The following is a 14,203-nucleotide window of genomic DNA, read 5'->3' on the forward strand; positions in this document are numbered from 1 at the left end:
TCTAAAGTCGGCAAGTATTAAAACAGATATGAATTCTTTTATATTTGATATTTGGTTACATGTGGGTCGCGAAGGGCGATGTTTTTCTTATCAAGATGGAAATAATTTAGATATTGATTTAGGCGATGTTGTGACAGTGCGTCTAAAAGGGCAACGCATGCAAGGGTTGGTTGTTAAGAAGATGAAAAAAAACATAACTAGTACACACCAAAATTTAAATAATTTTTCGCTGAATAATGTAGAAACATTGGTTCAAAAAGCAGCTATCACAAAAGAATGGAGAGAGTGGCTAGAAGAAATTGCTCTTGATTTATATGTAAGTGATTTTCAGATGCTTAAGACCGCGTTACCTCCTGGTTGGTTAGGAAGATCGAAACTATCGAATAGACCTAAAAAACTCTGGTGGGTAAAATTGTCTAGCAATAATTATGAGGGAAAGATATCTTCTCGACAGATTGAGTTAAAGAAAAATCTTCTCTTAAATGGAGGAGGAAAATGGCAAAAGGATTTGGAGGCTGAGGGATTTTCTTCTGTATTGATTAGAAACTTTGTCTCAGTTGGTTGCGGAGAAAGAGAAAAACGTCTTTATCTTTTTAATTCTTTTGATAATGAAGAATCTAATGATAAAAAGATGTTAAAGATTGAGGAACCTCAACCTTTAACACTAGAGCAAAAATCAGCAAAAGAAAAATATGAGTCTCTTCCAGACGGATCAGCTCTTTTGCTTTGGGGTGTTACTGGGTCTGGGAAGACGGAGGTATACCTACAAATTGCAGCGCATGAGTTATCTGAAAGTAGACATTGTCTTATCCTTACACCAGAAATTGGGTTAGTACCACAATTAGTTGATCGCTTTCGAAAAAGATTTGGGTTAAATGTTTTTGAATATCATAGTAATTGTTCTACTAAAGAGAAAATTGAGACATGGAAGAGAGCTTTAGACAACACAAAACCTAGTGTTTTTATTGGTACTCGATCAGCTATTTTTCTGCCATTATCCAGCTTAGGATTGATAGTTCTTGATGAAGAACACGATAGCTCTTTTAAACAGGAATCCCCTATGCCTTGCTATCATGCAAGAGAATTGGCAATTCATAGAGCAAAAAAAACAGGTGCTAAAGTAATACTTGGAACAGCAACTCCATCTTTGAATGTTTGGAAAAATTTAAAACCAAATGGAAATGTAGTTGTTGCAAAATTAACCAAAAGGATTTCGAATCGTAAATTACCAACTGTTAGTGTCGTTGACATGCGAGAGGAATTAGCGCTTGGGAATCGAAGCTTAATTAGTAGATATCTAAAAAAACAACTTTTGAGTATAAAAGAGAGTGGAAATCAAGCTATTGTTTTGGTTCCTAGACGTGGATATAGTAGTTTTTTAAGTTGCCGCAGTTGTGGAGAGGTCGTTCAATGTCCACATTGTGATATTGCACTAACTGTACATCGTTCTAAAGAGGGTAATCAATGGTTACGTTGTCATTGGTGCGACTTTCGTTCGAATATTAGTGATAAGTGTGGAGAATGTGGTTCAAATGCTTTTAAACCGTTTGGTACTGGAACACAAAGAGTGATGGATCATTTAGAAAGAGAACTAGAGGGTATAAGTTTATTAAGGTTTGATAGAGATACAACTAGAGGCCGTGATGGCCATAGATTGTTGCTAGAAAGATTTGCTAATGGTGACGCCGATATTTTAGTAGGTACTCAGATGCTATCTAAGGGAATGGATTTACCAAAGGTAACTCTTGCCGTCGTCTTAGCAGCAGATGGTTTATTGTATCGTCCTGATTTAATGGCTACTGAAGAAACGCTTCAACTATTTATGCAATTAGCTGGTCGTGCAGGGCGAGGTGAGCAACCTGGAAAGGTTGTAGTGCAAACTTATTGTCCTGATCATCCAGTAATTCTTCATTTGATTGATGGTAGTTACGAAGAATTTTTGAAAAAAGAAGAGAAGACTAGAAAAGAAGCCTCGATGGTTCCATACAGTCGAGCCTGCTTGTTAAGGTTCTCTGGCGAATCTTCAGAGTTGGCATCACATGGAGCATTTGATGTTTTATCAAAAATAAAGGATGCTTGCAGTCAAAAAGGTTGGAAATTAGTCGGTCCAGCACCTTCATTAGTTGAGAGAGTCGCAGGTAAAAGCCGTTGGCAACTTCTTTTGTACGGTCCAGAATTAAGTCATATACCACTCCCTTATGGACCTGAATTATGGAAAGATTTACCAAAAGGAGTAACTCTTTCTATTGATCCTGATCCTCTACAATTATGAGTTTTATCTTTTTTTAAGGTGGTAGCTCAGGGAAACCGAAGCCCATTTGTAGACGTAATCTCTGAAGGGATAAGCTCAGCAAAGTTAAAGCAATTATCAAGATAATCCCAACTGAAATTTGGTTCCATTTCCAATTTGAAATCTCCAGTTGGTTAATCTGTCCAATTTCAAGAGGAAAGGAAGTTAGACCTTGATTAAAAGTAGGTTCTAGAGGTTTGGTTTTAAAATTATTTTTATTGCCAATACCATTAATAACGATGTTTATTTTTAATCCCGGAATTTTTGGGATTTCTCTCAAATCAAAATAAATCTTAAAATTTTGACTTGTACCAATTATCCAGTTTTTGTTGTTTGTAATTATTTCAGGTTTATTTATACTGAATCCGCTAGCTTTTGAAGCTACTAAAACTATTTCTTGAAGTAATTTATTTACTTCTTCAAAACGAATAGTTGGTGATTCAAAATGCTGCTTATCCTCATGAGTTTGGAGTTTTAAGATACTATGTTTTTTACTAAGATTTTCTTCAAATGCCATTTGCCATGGAATTGATTCACCAGAATTACTATCTATATCAAGTGAAATCTTTAGTCGATCTGGACCTGTAACACTCAAGTTTGTTGATATATCAACGCAACCACTCAAAAGGAATGTTATTAATAAAATAACTAATAAAGTTATTATTGAAAATCCAAAGTCTAGACTTTTTGTTGGACCAGTTGGAGGATGATAAATTTTCTCCCTCTTCTTTTTTGCTTTGCTAACTGACGATTTTAGAGAAGGTTCCATCTCTAAATTTGGTATTTCTACCGACCAGTTTGATGGTTTTGGTAGACGTGGAGCATCAAGTATTGATAAAAGCTGTTTAGCTTGTTGACGGACGCTTTCGTCTTTGTTATGAATTAATGTTTGACAGATATTGATCGCCTTTTGTTCATCACCTTTCCCCATGTATGCAGTAACTATGAGGAGCCTAAGTTGACCTCCAATTTCTGTCTCTGCTTGGAAATCTAGAAGTAAAGGGTCAATTATTTTTATGCAAATACCGTAATCACCTTTTTCAAGGGCCGCTTCAGTAGCTTTTATAGCTGAAGCTATATTTGACATTTAACCTCTACCCATAACCATTGTTCCAATACCTGCATCAGTGAAAACTTCTAAAAGAAGTGAGTGAGGAGTCCTTCCGTCAATGATATGGGCAGCGTTAACACCTTGGGCAAGCGAACGTATACAACATTCAACTTTTGGTTTCATACCTGCTTTAACTATCCCTTTATCAATTAATTCTCTAGCTTCCGATAAACGTATCTTTTCTATTAAGGAAGAAGGATCATTTTCATTTCTTAAAATACCAGGAGTATCTGTTAGAAGGATTAATTTTTCGGCACCTAGTGCTGCAGCAAGCTCCCCAGCAACAGTATCAGCATTGATATTGTGTGATTTGCCATCAGAAGAGTTGGCTACGCTAGAAATGACTGGGACGTAACCTTCTTCGAGAAGAGGGCTCAAAATCTTTGTATTTACTTTTGCAACTTCTCCGACAAGACCATGACTTCCACCTCCAAGCGTTCTTGCCTCAATAAGTCCGCCATCTATTCCACATAGTCCAACAGCCAATCTTCCGTGATTGTTTATTCCACTTACAATCTGTTTATTTACTCTTCCCGTAAGAACCATTTCTACGACATCCATGGTCTCGGTATCAGTAATACGTAAACCATCCAGGAAAACTGGTTTTATTCCTAATTTTTCTAACCATTGGTTTATCTCAGGCCCGCCACCATGAACGACTACTATTTGTACTCCAACCGACGAGAGAAGAGCTAGATCTCTAAATACTGCATTTTGAAGTGTTTTATCTGCCATGGCTGAACCACCATATTTGATTACGATTCGCTTATTTGCAAAACGCTGAATATAAGGAAGTGCCTCACTTAACACAGAAACCCTTATTGAATCTTTGTCCGTGAAGGGTTTATTAATATTCTTACTGTGCTTAGCTTGTTGGATTTCTTTATTCATTTTCTTGTGGATTATCTTCTTGTTTTTGCGGAAGTAGGATTAAATCTATTGCACCTGGTGTAGGACAAAATAATTCAGCGCACAAACCTTTAGCAAAGAATCTTCCTAAACGTTCTTTTTGAGCATTCCATCTTTCTAAGGACACAGCAGCCATTTCAAATCTCATTCGTATTCCATAATTACCTTCTTTAACCAACTCTTCTACTTCTAGAAGTTGGGGAGGATTGTCTATGTCCCAAAGTTTTAATACTCTTAGAGATGATTCAAGTTGGCAAGATTGGCCATAGCGCCATCTAGTTACATCTTTAACTAGTTTTCCTAGCTCTTCAGGAGCTCTGTCTCTCTCTGAGGCAAACTTAGTTGTAGGAACTACTCTTAGGGCAGGAGGAACTTCAGTCGTTTTCAGTGATATACCTATTAGAAAAATAGGTACTCCATAGAAGAAAGTAGGAACACTGAGGTTTGTTGCATCAGTGAAATAGGCTGTTAGGCCTATTAGAGAAAGGGATGCTCCTCCGATAGTGATGAGGCTTGCCGGTGACAGAAGTTTATTCATGAGTGTAATTTTGGCTAAAATCGTGGGCAGATGGGTTTTTCAGGAGACAGTCTCATGGCCTCACACCAAAAACAATTTTCTGAGTTAACTGATCTTGTTGAAAAATTAAACAAGGATAGAGCTTGGATCCTTGAACAACTAGATAAAGGTTGCTGGCCTGAATTTAGACCTGATCTGGCAGCTTTGGAGAGAGAATTAGGTCAACTTTTAACTAGGGCTGCAGAATACATTGAAGAAAATGGTTAATTTTTTCAGAATGGAATGTCATCTGTATCAGGGATTAATGGTGAGCTGTCCCATTTAACACCCTCGTTATTTAAAGGATTTGCTGAATTGCTTTTTATATTTGACTGAGTTTGAGAAGGTATTGATGGAAGAGGTGTTTTAGAGGAAAAGGGGTGGATTCGAGAAAGAGTAAATTCAGCTTGTTTCTCTTTAGTCCCATCCTGGCGAGGAACAGTATTCATTCTTAAGCGACCTTCAATTACTAATTTAGTATTGACTTGAACCTTGTTTTGAAGTTCTTCTGCTAATTTCCCCCAACCAACTACCTTAATTGCACAGGGAGGGTCATCAGCACGGAGGCTGTCAAATTCAACTTCTAGTTCAGCTAGCGGAGTTTTGTTGTCTTGGGTAAAACGAACTGTTGGAGCCTTCTTTACCAAAACCTCAAGCATGCAATGGTTCATCTTTTTTCTTTAGTTATTGTGGTTTATCTTGATGGATATAAGGGAAAAATGCCAGCCACATCTTTGGTTGTTAACAGGAACAGGCGAAGGTCATATTTTCGCTGAGTCTCTATTGAAAGAAGGCTGGAAAATTACTGTTAGTGTTGTTTCGGATAGAGCCTCGATTCCATATGAAAAATTAAACTTAGAGAAAATATTAATTGGTGCCTTAATTACTGAAGAAGAGATCCGGGGAGTCATATTAAATGCCAGAATTCATCAAAATGGATTTCATTGCGTTGTTGATCTGACTCACCCATTTGCTATGAAAATCACACGGTCAATCTCAAAAGTTTGCAAGGAACTAGGTCAAACATTCATAAGGTATGAAAGAGCTATCGATAATATTTCAAATGCATTTTTAATAGAAAAATTTAGTGATTTAAGAAATTATGATCTAAAGAATAAATCTATTTTGCTCGCCATAGGAGTAAGACATCTTCAGGAAGCCTTTATTTTCGCGAGAAATTCAGGAGCAAATGTTTATGCAAGAGTTTTAGCTAATCCAGAAAGTATAAGAAAAACACTGTCTTCATCAATTCAAAAAACAAATTTTGCGGTATTAAATCCTTCAGTTTCTAGTAATGGAAAAATTGAAAAAGCTCTTGTTAGGAAATGGAATATTAGTGGTGTCATTTGTAGGCAATCAGGAGGAAGTAATGAAATCTTATGGCACCGAATTTGTATGAGTATGAAAATTAATCTTTGGTTGTTGGAAAGACCTACTGAATTTAAAAATATTAATTCAGTAGATAGCTATGAAAAATTAATTAAAAAATTAAAATCTATTAGTATGGAATAAAAAGTTTTTGAGATCATGTCTTTATCTAGCTTCAATCAAGAAATTTATTTGGTTATAACTACTGAATTTGATAAAAAAAATGCATCTAAATTAGCTAATCTACTCTTGAGGGAGAAATTAATACCTTGCGTAACTTTTAAGAATATCGAATCACATTTTTGGTGGGAAGGAAATATTAATCAATCGCAAGAAGTACAATTAATGATTAAGTGTAAGAAAGAAAATCTAGATAACGTTTGTAATAAAATTTCTGAATTACATAGCTACGAAATACCAGAAATAATTTATTTTCGCGTTTCAGCTAATAAAAATTACCATCATTGGATGAATTCTATTTAAGCTTTCAATCCTTAGGCTTCTAAATGTGAATTGATCAAATTTAAAAGATCAGTATTGGAACGAGATCCTAATTGTGTAACGATCTGTCCTGCACAAATAGATCCAATTTTTGCAGATAATTCTGGCTTTAGGCCATCTGCATACCCTTTTAAAAAAGCTCCAGCATAAAGATCTCCAGCACCCGTAGTATCAATAGCCTTCCCAAGAATGAAAGGATCTATTTTTATTTCTTTGCCATTTGAAATTAGAATTGATCCTTTTTCACCAATTGTGATTGCCGCAAGATCACATTTTTTTTTCAATTTTTCAAGAGCATTACTTAGAGAAGAGGTCTCATACAAATTTGTTATTTCATCTTCATTGGCAAATAATATATCTATATGTTCTTCAACTAGTTTTATAAAACTCTCGCGGTGTCTGCTAACACAAAATGAATCAGAAAGGGATAAAGCAACTTTTCGACCTGCATTTTTAGCTATTTCTGCCGCTTTAATAAATGCATTTTTAGCAGCTGGGTTATCCCATAGGTATCCCTCTAAATAAAGTATTTTTGCTTCCCTGACTAGTGAGAGGTCTATATCCTTAGGTTCTAAGAGAACTGAAGCGCCCAGATAAGTGCACATAGTTCTCTGAGCATCTGGAGTGACAAAAATTATGCATCTAGCAGTCGAGGGACCAACGGATGATGGTGGGGTCTTAAAAATGGTCCCAGTCGTTGATATTTCCTCTGTAAAGATTTCTCCTAGCTTGTCATCTCTCACCCTTCCAATAAAGGCTGCCTTCCCACCTAGCTGTGCAACACATGCTAATGAATTGGCAACAGAACCTCCCGACTTTTGAATTCTGTTAGTCGTCATTTCATAAAGTTCTTTAGCTTTCTTTTCATCAATCAAGGTCATTGAACCTTTGTCGAAAGATAGCTTCTTTAGAAAGGAATCATCTGTTGTTGTTAATACGTCTACAATTGCATTCCCAATACCTACTATGTCTAGTGAAGCGGCGTTTGTCTTATTAGTCATCAAGTTTGTTTAAAAAATCATAAAAGAACAATTGTTTGTTTTTAAGAATTCAAAAGAGCTCTTTTTGGTCCGTGAATAGGATCTTCAATAACAATTGTTTGATCTCTATTAGCTCCTAGGGAAACTATTGCTATGGGTACTTCCATGAGCTCAGCTAGGAATCTCAAGTAACTCATTGCTGCAGGTGGAAGATCTTCTAGACGACGACAATTTTCTGTAGAGCATCTCCAGCCAGGTAGCTTTTTAAAAATCGGATTACATTTTTCAAAATCTTCAACACTAGTTGGGAAATAATCAATTCTTTTACCATTTAATTCATAAGCAACACATATATCAATTTCTTCTAGTTCATCTAAAACGTCTAATTTAGTAATAGCAAGGCAATCCAATCCATTTACCTCAACTGCGTATTTTCCAATGACTCCATCAAACCAGCCACATCTCCTTCTTCGTCCAGTAGTCGTTCCAAATTCACCACCTCTATCACAAAGTTGATCATTAATACTCCCGTGCAATTCAGTCGGGAAGGGACCTTCTCCCACTCTAGTCGTATAGGCTTTAGCAACCCCGATAACCCTGTCTATAAGGGTAGGACCTACTCCTGCACCAATGCAGGCCCCGCCTGACACTGGATTAGAGGAGGTTACATAAGGGTAGGTTCCGTGATCAAGATCTAAAAGAGTCCCTTGAGCTCCCTCAAATAAGATGTTCTTCTTTTTTCTGGCTGCTTGATGAATTGTTCGGTTGCAGTCAACAATATGTTTTTTGAGCTGTTTTCCGTAATCAAGATATTCTTCTATTATTTCATCAATAATTAATGGCTCGATTCCATAAATCTTTTGGAGTAGTCCGTTTTTCTCTGATAAAGGGACCTGTAATCTTTCTTGAAGCTTTTCCCTGCTCATCAGATCAATTATTCGAATCCCATTCCTTTGAGATTTGTCAGCATATGTTGGACCAATGCCCCTACCAGTAGTACCGATTTTTTGGTCACCTCGCTTTTGCTCCATAGCCAAATCAAGAAGCCTGTGATACGGCATCGTTACATGAGCAGTTGAAGCAAGCTTTAAGCCTGAAATATCAATATCGTTATCTTCAAGCATTTTTATTTCTTTAATCATTACTTTCGGATCAACAACTGTTCCTGAACCAATAAGACAAATCGTATCTGGATACAAAATCCCTGAGGGGATTAAATGTAATTTGAGAACTTTGTCTTCTACAACAATTGTATGACCGGCATTAACCCCACCTTGATAGCGAACAACTACATCTGCGGAGCGACTGAGCAAATCGGTGATTTTGCCTTTACCTTCATCACCCCATTGAGCGCCTATAACTACAACATTTGCCAAGGAAGAAAATTCGGCTCGAAACCGATTTACTTTAGAAGAAATAAGATTTGCAGATAGCCCTACCCTGAGTCAAAGAAATGAATTAAAGATTATCTTTAACTATCTCTAGCTGCCAATTTCTCTGCTTTAGATAATTCTTTGTTTAACCTCTCTTTGAGATTTTCAGGAACTGGTCTGTTTGCAAAAGTCTTGTAATGACCTGATAAAGCATTTAATGCGGTCTGCATTGTTGTAAAGGTCGTGGAAGTGTTTACTTGAGATCGATTCCTATATCTTGAAATGTAATCACTTATTAGAAAAACAGCTTCTTTTTCTGCCTCAGATAGTCCTTTGTCTTCTTTAGGTAAAGTTATGGTCTCTTTTAAAGTTGATGAGACTGCAATAGTGTCTTTCGCAAAATCTCCAGTCATTAGTGTTTTGGCTGCATTCACTTCTGAAGCGAATTGGAAGAGCATGAGGCAGAAGCCAAGGCATATAGCCAAAGCTGCCCTCACCAACCTGATGGAGAGGCGATGAAAGGCAGAAATCATTTGTTTTTTGCAGTTACGTAAGACTCTAGAGTCCTTTGGGCTCAATTTATAGTTTTTCAGTATTAAATTCTTCAGAAAGTTTTTTAAAAACGGAGTTCAGATCTAACAACTCTGTAATTTTTGTTTTTCTATTATGTAATTCAACCAGTCCCGAACTAGCTTCTCGCCCAGCAACAATTCTCCATGGGATTCCAATAAGGTCTGCATCTTTAAACTTTATCCCAGCCCTCTCATCCCGATCGTCAAGAAGAACATCAACCCGATCTTGTATTAATTTTTGATAGATATCTTCAGCTAAACATTTTTGATCATTATTCTTTATATTGGCAATGATAATTATTACTGTAAAAGGTGCAATTGATGTCGGCCAGATAATACCTAGATCATCATGATTTTGTTCTACTGCTGCTTGAGCTAATCTGGAAATACCAATTCCATAGCAACCCATCCAGAAGTGGTCTTCAACACCTTTTTCATTAGTAAAAGTAGCATTTAATGATTTAGAATACTTAGTCCCTAATTGAAATATATGCCCTATTTCTATCCCTCTACATTCTTGAAGCTTTTGTGTTTTATCATGAATACACCTGTCTCCTGGTTTGGCTTTTCTAATATCACATATCATTTGCACAGTATTAATTAGATTCCAATTATAAAATATTTTATGCTCATCCTTAATATTGTTTCCACATATAAAACTTTTAAGATCTTTTGCAGAATTGTCAGCGATTCTTATGAATTTTTTTTCCCATGCTTTTGATTGTGCAAGTAAATTATCGCTAAGATCAGGACCTATAAAACCAAATGGAATATTAGAAATGCCTTGCTTTTGCATATCTTCATTAGAAATAATTCTAATATCAAGTACATTTTGCTTTAATTCTTGAGATATTTTATTTGAAAGTTTAATATCATTTATTTCTTGATCCCCCCGAATACTTACTAGAACTGGGTATTTTTTATTATCATCACACGTTGCTAGATAAGCTAATACTTTTACAATTTGACTTGGGTGGAAATCATTGTAATTACATAATTCATCTATGGTTTTTTGATTAGGTGTCTTAATTATCGATGGTTTATTAGGTTCTAATAATTTTCCTTCTTCAATAATGGAAACAGCTTTTTCTTGATTAGCCCCATACTTGCTATCAGAACTTATTAAAATCAAGTCCTCTCCAGACTCAGCTGTTACCATGAATTCTTGAGATGCTGCACCCCCAATAGCTCCACTATCTGCGTCGACACAAACAAAATCTAGCCCACATTTTGTAAATATATTTTCATAGGCATTTCTCATGTCTGAATAAGTTGATTGAAGATCATTCTCATTTGCATGAAAGGAATAAGCATCCTTCATGATGAATTCTCTACTTCTCATTAACCCAAATCTTGGCCTTATTTCATCTCTAAATTTTGTTTGAATTTGGAATATATTTATGGGTAATTGTTTGTAGGAGTGAATAGTTTGAGAAATTATTTGCGTAATTACTTCTTCATGAGTTGGTCCCAGTCCTAGTTCTTTACCTTGTCTATCTTTAAGACTAAACATAATACCTTCTCCCTTTGTATATGATTTCCACCTCCCACTTCTTTCCCATATTTCTGAAGGCTGAAGTTGAGGGAGAAGAGTTTGCAGGCAACCTTTTGTTGATAACTCTTCTTCAACTATTGAGGTTATTTTTTTTAGAACCTTCCAAAGTAATGGCATATATGCATAAATGCCTCCGGTTAGGCGCTTAACATAACCACCTCTTACCAGTAACTGATGTGAAATTATATCGGCTTCTGCAGGGACGTCTCTAAGAGTGTTCAGCATTAGGCGGGAGACGCGCATAAGCCTAAAATTTAAATCTTTATGAGATTAGTCCTTTGAGTGTTGGCCATAAGAATATCTATATTGTTTGTGCGGGAATCATGTTGTTTTTTTAAAGTGTCCAATTGTACATGGTCTAAATTAGATTATTCTGCTAACTTCTTCCACATGTTTTCCTAGAAGCTTTCTTTAGCAATGTTTAACGGGCCAGTGAATTCAGTAACAAATGGAAGATCAGAGGAGTTTTTAGATAAAGGGTTGAATACAGCTTCTAACTCAAGTGATTCATTATTGACTATTGACGAAGTTCAGAAAACATTGAATAGATCTAGAGCTTCCGTATACAGGTATACAAATACTGACACAAGAAATCTTAATCCCCCTTTCAATCCTAGAAAACTAAACACTGAATTTAGAAGCGATCAAAAAGATCAATTGCTTTTTCATCCCAATGAAGTCGCAAGATTTGCAAAAGATATACTCAGAATTAAGGAAGTAACTGTAGAAATATTAAATTCTCCATCATCTGAAACACAAAATATTCTAAATGCAATACTTGATGAGTTGAGAATTATAAGGAATAAACTTGATGGACAATCTGATAAGAATCACTCTATTCCTAATCATTTACAAGATCCTGATAAAAAGGCTGCTTAGTTATTCTTAAATGTGGGATAGTATCTATATACATTCTCATTAATTAAGAATTTTAATTGATTTCCACGCATTTGACTAACGGTTTATTTATTCCAAACATTACATGGATTTAGAACCACATTTAATTAATACGCAATCACCCGAGATTGACCCTCTTTTGCTTAATAAAGAAAAAGACCAACTATCTGCAGATGATGAAGATCCTTATAGTTTTAATAGTACCTCAACTTCTTTAATTGGTTTAGCAATAGTATTTGTAATGCTAGGAATACCATTATTAGCTGTCATAAGTGAAAGGCCAGAGACAACAAAAAGCTTACCGACTTCAATAAATCAAAATGGACCTGAGTGATCTTCCTCCTTCACCATCGCCTGGATTAGTAAATCTAGTTGTAGAGATTCCTGCTGGCAGTAGAAATAAATACGAATATTTTAGCTCTGCAGGAATTATGGCTCTGGATAGAGTTTTGCATTCTTCAGTGAAATACCCATTTGATTATGGATTTGTTCCAAATACTCTTGCTGAGGATGGAGCGCCGCTTGATGCAATGGTCGTGATGGAAGAACCTACTTTTGCAGGTTGCTTGATTCAGGCAAGACCTATAGGAGTTCTTGATATGCATGATTCTGGGGCCTACGATGGCAAACTTTTATGTGTACCTACTGCAGATCCAAGACAAAGAGAAATTAATACTATTAAGCAAATAGCTCAGGACCAATTGGAGGATGTGGCTGAGTTTTTTAGAACCTATAAAAGCTTGGAAGGGAGGGTGATCGAAATAGATGGATGGAGAGACTACGATGCTGTTGATGAATTATTAAAAAGTTGCATAGAAGCACATCATTTGGAGATAACCCAAAAATAACTATTTTAATTTTCTTTTTTGGGTAAACTTATCTTTTTTATGCTTTGAAAACTTGAAATTATTTAGTTATTCCTCATGCTCAACTTGTCGCAGAGCGATTAAGTGGCTTAAATACAATGATATTCCCTTTGAATTAATTGATCTTTTAAAATCCCCCCCGTCCAAGGAAATGCTTATCTCAGCTAGTGAGCTATATGGGGATAGAAAATATCTTTTAAATACTAGTGGGGTTGTATATCGTTCTATGGGTTCGGATGCTGTAAAAAAAATGAGTGATAATGATTTGTTTGAGCAACTTATATTGGAACCCAGATTAATAAAGAGACCTTTTTTATACAAATCTAGTAAATGTTTTTTAGTTGGATTTAAAGAAGAAAAGTGGGCTGAGAAATTACTTTGAAATTCACATGATCACTATCATTGACTGAATATAAGTAGTCTTTACAAATAAAGTAAACTATACATTTATTATTGATAAACAATTGAAGCACAACCATTCAGACTCGAGTAAAGAAAGTAAAAATTGTTGGTGGTATTCTTTCTTTGATACGTGGGGACCTATTTCTCTAACTATTCTCCTTTATATAGGTATTCGTCATTTTATAGCAGAAGCTAGATATATACCCTCGGGTTCAATGCTGCCAGGATTGAAAGTTAATGATCGACTAATTGTTGAAAAACTTTCTTTGCGCCAAAGGTCACCTTTGCGTGGGGAAATTGTAGTTTTCAACTCACCATATTCCTTTGATAAGAAATTGATAGCTGATAGGACTAAACAACTTCCGTCTAAATTTCAATGTTCATTAATAACTTTTCCATTAATTTCTTGGATACCTACTCTATCTGATCGTGCTTGTGATGCTTATATCAAACGAATAGTAGCGGTGGGAGGAGATCGTCTTTTGATTAATGGTAAGGGAGAGATTGTTTTGAACGGTAGATCAATCAATGAACCATATGTTATGAACTTCTGCCCAAGTAAATCTAAATTTAATCTATGTCCTCCGATGACTTCAACTGTTCCAAAAGGGCATGTATTCGTTTTGGGGGATAACCGTGCTAATAGTTGGGATAGTCGCTTTTGGCCAGGAGGGGGGTTCTTACCCCATAATGAAATAATTGGCAAAGCAAGCTGGCGCTTTTGGCCTATTAATCGTTTAGGTAAGCTTAATTACTGAGCCTATAATCAATAACTTTCCCAACTGCCTTTTGTCTTTGTTCACCCCCATTTTGATTAAAACAG

Annotated in this window: 17 protein-coding genes; 9 read left to right on the plus strand and 8 right to left on the minus strand. The window is 35.9% G+C overall.

Annotated features, from left to right (window positions below; genetic code table 11):
• Positions 1-28: 28 nt before the first annotated feature.
• Positions 29-2,272: a replication restart helicase PriA gene (gene priA, locus PMN2A_RS02615; RefSeq protein ID WP_011294462.1), complete on the plus strand. Its 2,244-nt coding sequence runs from the start codon at positions 29-31 to the stop codon at positions 2,270-2,272.
• Between the two features lie 13 nt (positions 2,273-2,285).
• Here priA and PMN2A_RS02620 read toward each other — a convergent pair whose 3' ends face one another.
• Genes PMN2A_RS02620 through PMN2A_RS02630 form a run of 3 tightly spaced genes read right to left on the minus strand, consistent with a single transcriptional unit; the run spans position 2,286 to position 4,848 of the window.
• Positions 2,286-3,377: a DUF3153 domain-containing protein gene (locus PMN2A_RS02620; RefSeq protein WP_011294463.1), complete on the minus strand. Its 1,092-nt coding sequence runs from the start codon at positions 3,375-3,377 to the stop codon at positions 2,286-2,288.
• On the minus strand, positions 3,378-4,292 hold the full coding sequence (gene argB / locus PMN2A_RS02625; RefSeq protein ID WP_011294464.1) for an acetylglutamate kinase: 915 nt from the start codon (positions 4,290-4,292) through the stop codon (positions 3,378-3,380).
• Positions 4,285-4,848 carry a DUF2854 domain-containing protein gene (locus tag PMN2A_RS02630; RefSeq protein WP_011294465.1) on the minus strand — a complete coding sequence of 188 codons (564 nt, stop codon included), beginning with the start codon at positions 4,846-4,848 and terminating at the stop codon, positions 4,285-4,287. Before PMN2A_RS02630 ends, argB begins: the two co-directional genes overlap by 8 nt.
• Positions 4,849-4,902: 54 nt before the next feature.
• Here PMN2A_RS02630 and PMN2A_RS02635 point away from each other — a divergent pair, with 54 nt between their 5' ends.
• On the plus strand, positions 4,903-5,094 hold the full coding sequence (locus PMN2A_RS02635; protein WP_011294466.1) for a hypothetical protein: 192 nt from the start codon (positions 4,903-4,905) through the stop codon (positions 5,092-5,094).
• A 5-nt stretch (positions 5,095-5,099) separates the two neighbouring features.
• Here PMN2A_RS02635 and PMN2A_RS02640 read toward each other — a convergent pair whose 3' ends face one another.
• Positions 5,100-5,537: a single-stranded DNA-binding protein gene (locus tag PMN2A_RS02640; RefSeq protein WP_011294467.1), complete on the minus strand. Its 438-nt coding sequence runs from the start codon at positions 5,535-5,537 to the stop codon at positions 5,100-5,102.
• A gap of 31 nt (positions 5,538-5,568) precedes the next feature.
• Here PMN2A_RS02640 and PMN2A_RS02645 point away from each other — a divergent pair, with 31 nt between their 5' ends.
• Together PMN2A_RS02645 and cutA are read left to right on the plus strand one after the other, a co-directional pair.
• Complete coding sequence (locus tag PMN2A_RS02645; protein WP_011294468.1) at positions 5,569-6,378, plus strand: precorrin-6A/cobalt-precorrin-6A reductase; 810 nt, start codon at positions 5,569-5,571, stop codon at positions 6,376-6,378.
• A 15-nt stretch (positions 6,379-6,393) separates the two neighbouring features.
• A complete protein-coding gene (gene cutA, locus PMN2A_RS02650) occupies positions 6,394-6,717 on the plus strand; it encodes a divalent-cation tolerance protein CutA (RefSeq protein ID WP_011294469.1) in 324 nt (107 codons plus the stop codon).
• A gap of 11 nt (positions 6,718-6,728) precedes the next feature.
• Here cutA and PMN2A_RS02655 read toward each other — a convergent pair whose 3' ends face one another.
• The 4 genes from PMN2A_RS02655 to PMN2A_RS02670 form a co-directional block, all read right to left on the minus strand.
• Complete coding sequence (locus PMN2A_RS02655) at positions 6,729-7,736, minus strand: adenosine kinase (protein WP_011294470.1); 1,008 nt, start codon at positions 7,734-7,736, stop codon at positions 6,729-6,731.
• Between the two features lie 41 nt (positions 7,737-7,777).
• The gene (locus PMN2A_RS02660; protein WP_011294471.1) at positions 7,778-9,091 is read right to left on the minus strand and encodes an adenylosuccinate synthase; all 1,314 of its coding nucleotides are present in this window, start codon (positions 9,089-9,091) and stop codon (positions 7,778-7,780) included.
• Positions 9,092-9,186: 95 nt separating this feature from the next.
• Positions 9,187-9,621 (minus strand): photosystem II protein Psb27, encoded by a 435-nt coding sequence (gene psb27 / locus PMN2A_RS02665; RefSeq protein WP_011294472.1) that lies wholly within the window; start codon positions 9,619-9,621, stop codon positions 9,187-9,189.
• Positions 9,622-9,667: 46 nt separating this feature from the next.
• Entirely contained in the window at positions 9,668-11,458 is a 1,791-nt protein-coding gene (locus tag PMN2A_RS02670) for a proline--tRNA ligase (RefSeq protein WP_011294473.1), read from the minus strand.
• Positions 11,459-11,632: 174 nt separating this feature from the next.
• Between PMN2A_RS02670 and PMN2A_RS02675 the strand changes: the two genes are divergently transcribed.
• The 5 genes from PMN2A_RS02675 (at position 11,633) to lepB (ending at position 14,138) form a co-directional block, all read left to right on the plus strand.
• Entirely contained in the window at positions 11,633-12,094 is a 462-nt protein-coding gene (locus tag PMN2A_RS02675; RefSeq protein WP_011294474.1) for a hypothetical protein, read from the plus strand.
• Between the two features lie 103 nt (positions 12,095-12,197).
• Positions 12,198-12,446, plus strand: coding sequence for a hypothetical protein (locus tag PMN2A_RS02680; protein WP_011294475.1), 249 nt, complete (start codon positions 12,198-12,200; stop codon positions 12,444-12,446).
• Positions 12,433-12,960 carry an inorganic diphosphatase gene (locus PMN2A_RS02685; RefSeq protein ID WP_011294476.1) on the plus strand — a complete coding sequence of 176 codons (528 nt, stop codon included), beginning with the start codon at positions 12,433-12,435 and terminating at the stop codon, positions 12,958-12,960. The genes PMN2A_RS02680 and PMN2A_RS02685 overlap by 14 nt, the downstream gene beginning before the upstream one ends.
• Positions 12,961-13,012: 52 nt before the next feature.
• Entirely contained in the window at positions 13,013-13,360 is a 348-nt protein-coding gene (locus PMN2A_RS02690) for a Spx/MgsR family RNA polymerase-binding regulatory protein (RefSeq protein WP_011294477.1), read from the plus strand.
• Between the two features lie 82 nt (positions 13,361-13,442).
• Positions 13,443-14,138: a signal peptidase I gene (gene lepB / locus PMN2A_RS02695; protein ID WP_011294478.1), complete on the plus strand. Its 696-nt coding sequence runs from the start codon at positions 13,443-13,445 to the stop codon at positions 14,136-14,138.
• The last annotated feature ends 65 nt before the right edge of the window (positions 14,139-14,203 follow it).

The organism is Prochlorococcus marinus str. NATL2A (assembly GCF_000012465.1).
Taxonomy (GTDB): Bacteria; Cyanobacteriota; Cyanobacteriia; order PCC-6307; family Cyanobiaceae; genus Prochlorococcus_B; species Prochlorococcus_B marinus_B.

Bases quoted from the DNA above. Each gene is read 5' to 3' on its own strand.
- PMN2A_RS02645 (WP_011294468.1), top strand. From the start codon at position 5,569: ATGGATATAAGGGAAAAATGCCAGCCACATCTTTGGTTGTTAACAGGA.
- priA (WP_011294462.1), top strand. From the start codon at position 29: ATGAATTCTTTTATATTTGATATTTGGTTACATGTGGGTCGCGAAGGG.
- PMN2A_RS02620 (WP_011294463.1), bottom strand. From the start codon at position 3,377: ATGTCAAATATAGCTTCAGCTATAAAAGCTACTGAAGCGGCCCTTGAA.
- PMN2A_RS02680 (WP_011294475.1), top strand. From the start codon at position 12,198: ATGGATTTAGAACCACATTTAATTAATACGCAATCACCCGAGATTGAC.
- PMN2A_RS02685 (WP_011294476.1), top strand. From the start codon at position 12,433: ATGGACCTGAGTGATCTTCCTCCTTCACCATCGCCTGGATTAGTAAAT.
- cutA (WP_011294469.1), top strand. From the start codon at position 6,394: ATGTCTTTATCTAGCTTCAATCAAGAAATTTATTTGGTTATAACTACT.
- PMN2A_RS02630 (WP_011294465.1), bottom strand. From the start codon at position 4,848: ATGAATAAACTTCTGTCACCGGCAAGCCTCATCACTATCGGAGGAGCA.
- PMN2A_RS02655 (WP_011294470.1), bottom strand. From the start codon at position 7,736: ATGACTAATAAGACAAACGCCGCTTCACTAGACATAGTAGGTATTGGG.
- PMN2A_RS02635 (WP_011294466.1), top strand. From the start codon at position 4,903: ATGGCCTCACACCAAAAACAATTTTCTGAGTTAACTGATCTTGTTGAA.
- argB (WP_011294464.1), bottom strand. From the start codon at position 4,292: ATGAATAAAGAAATCCAACAAGCTAAGCACAGTAAGAATATTAATAAA.
- PMN2A_RS02640 (WP_011294467.1), bottom strand. From the start codon at position 5,537: ATGAACCATTGCATGCTTGAGGTTTTGGTAAAGAAGGCTCCAACAGTT.
- psb27 (WP_011294472.1), bottom strand. From the start codon at position 9,621: ATGATTTCTGCCTTTCATCGCCTCTCCATCAGGTTGGTGAGGGCAGCT.
- PMN2A_RS02675 (WP_011294474.1), top strand. From the start codon at position 11,633: ATGTTTAACGGGCCAGTGAATTCAGTAACAAATGGAAGATCAGAGGAG.
- PMN2A_RS02670 (WP_011294473.1), bottom strand. From the start codon at position 11,458: ATGCGCGTCTCCCGCCTAATGCTGAACACTCTTAGAGACGTCCCTGCA.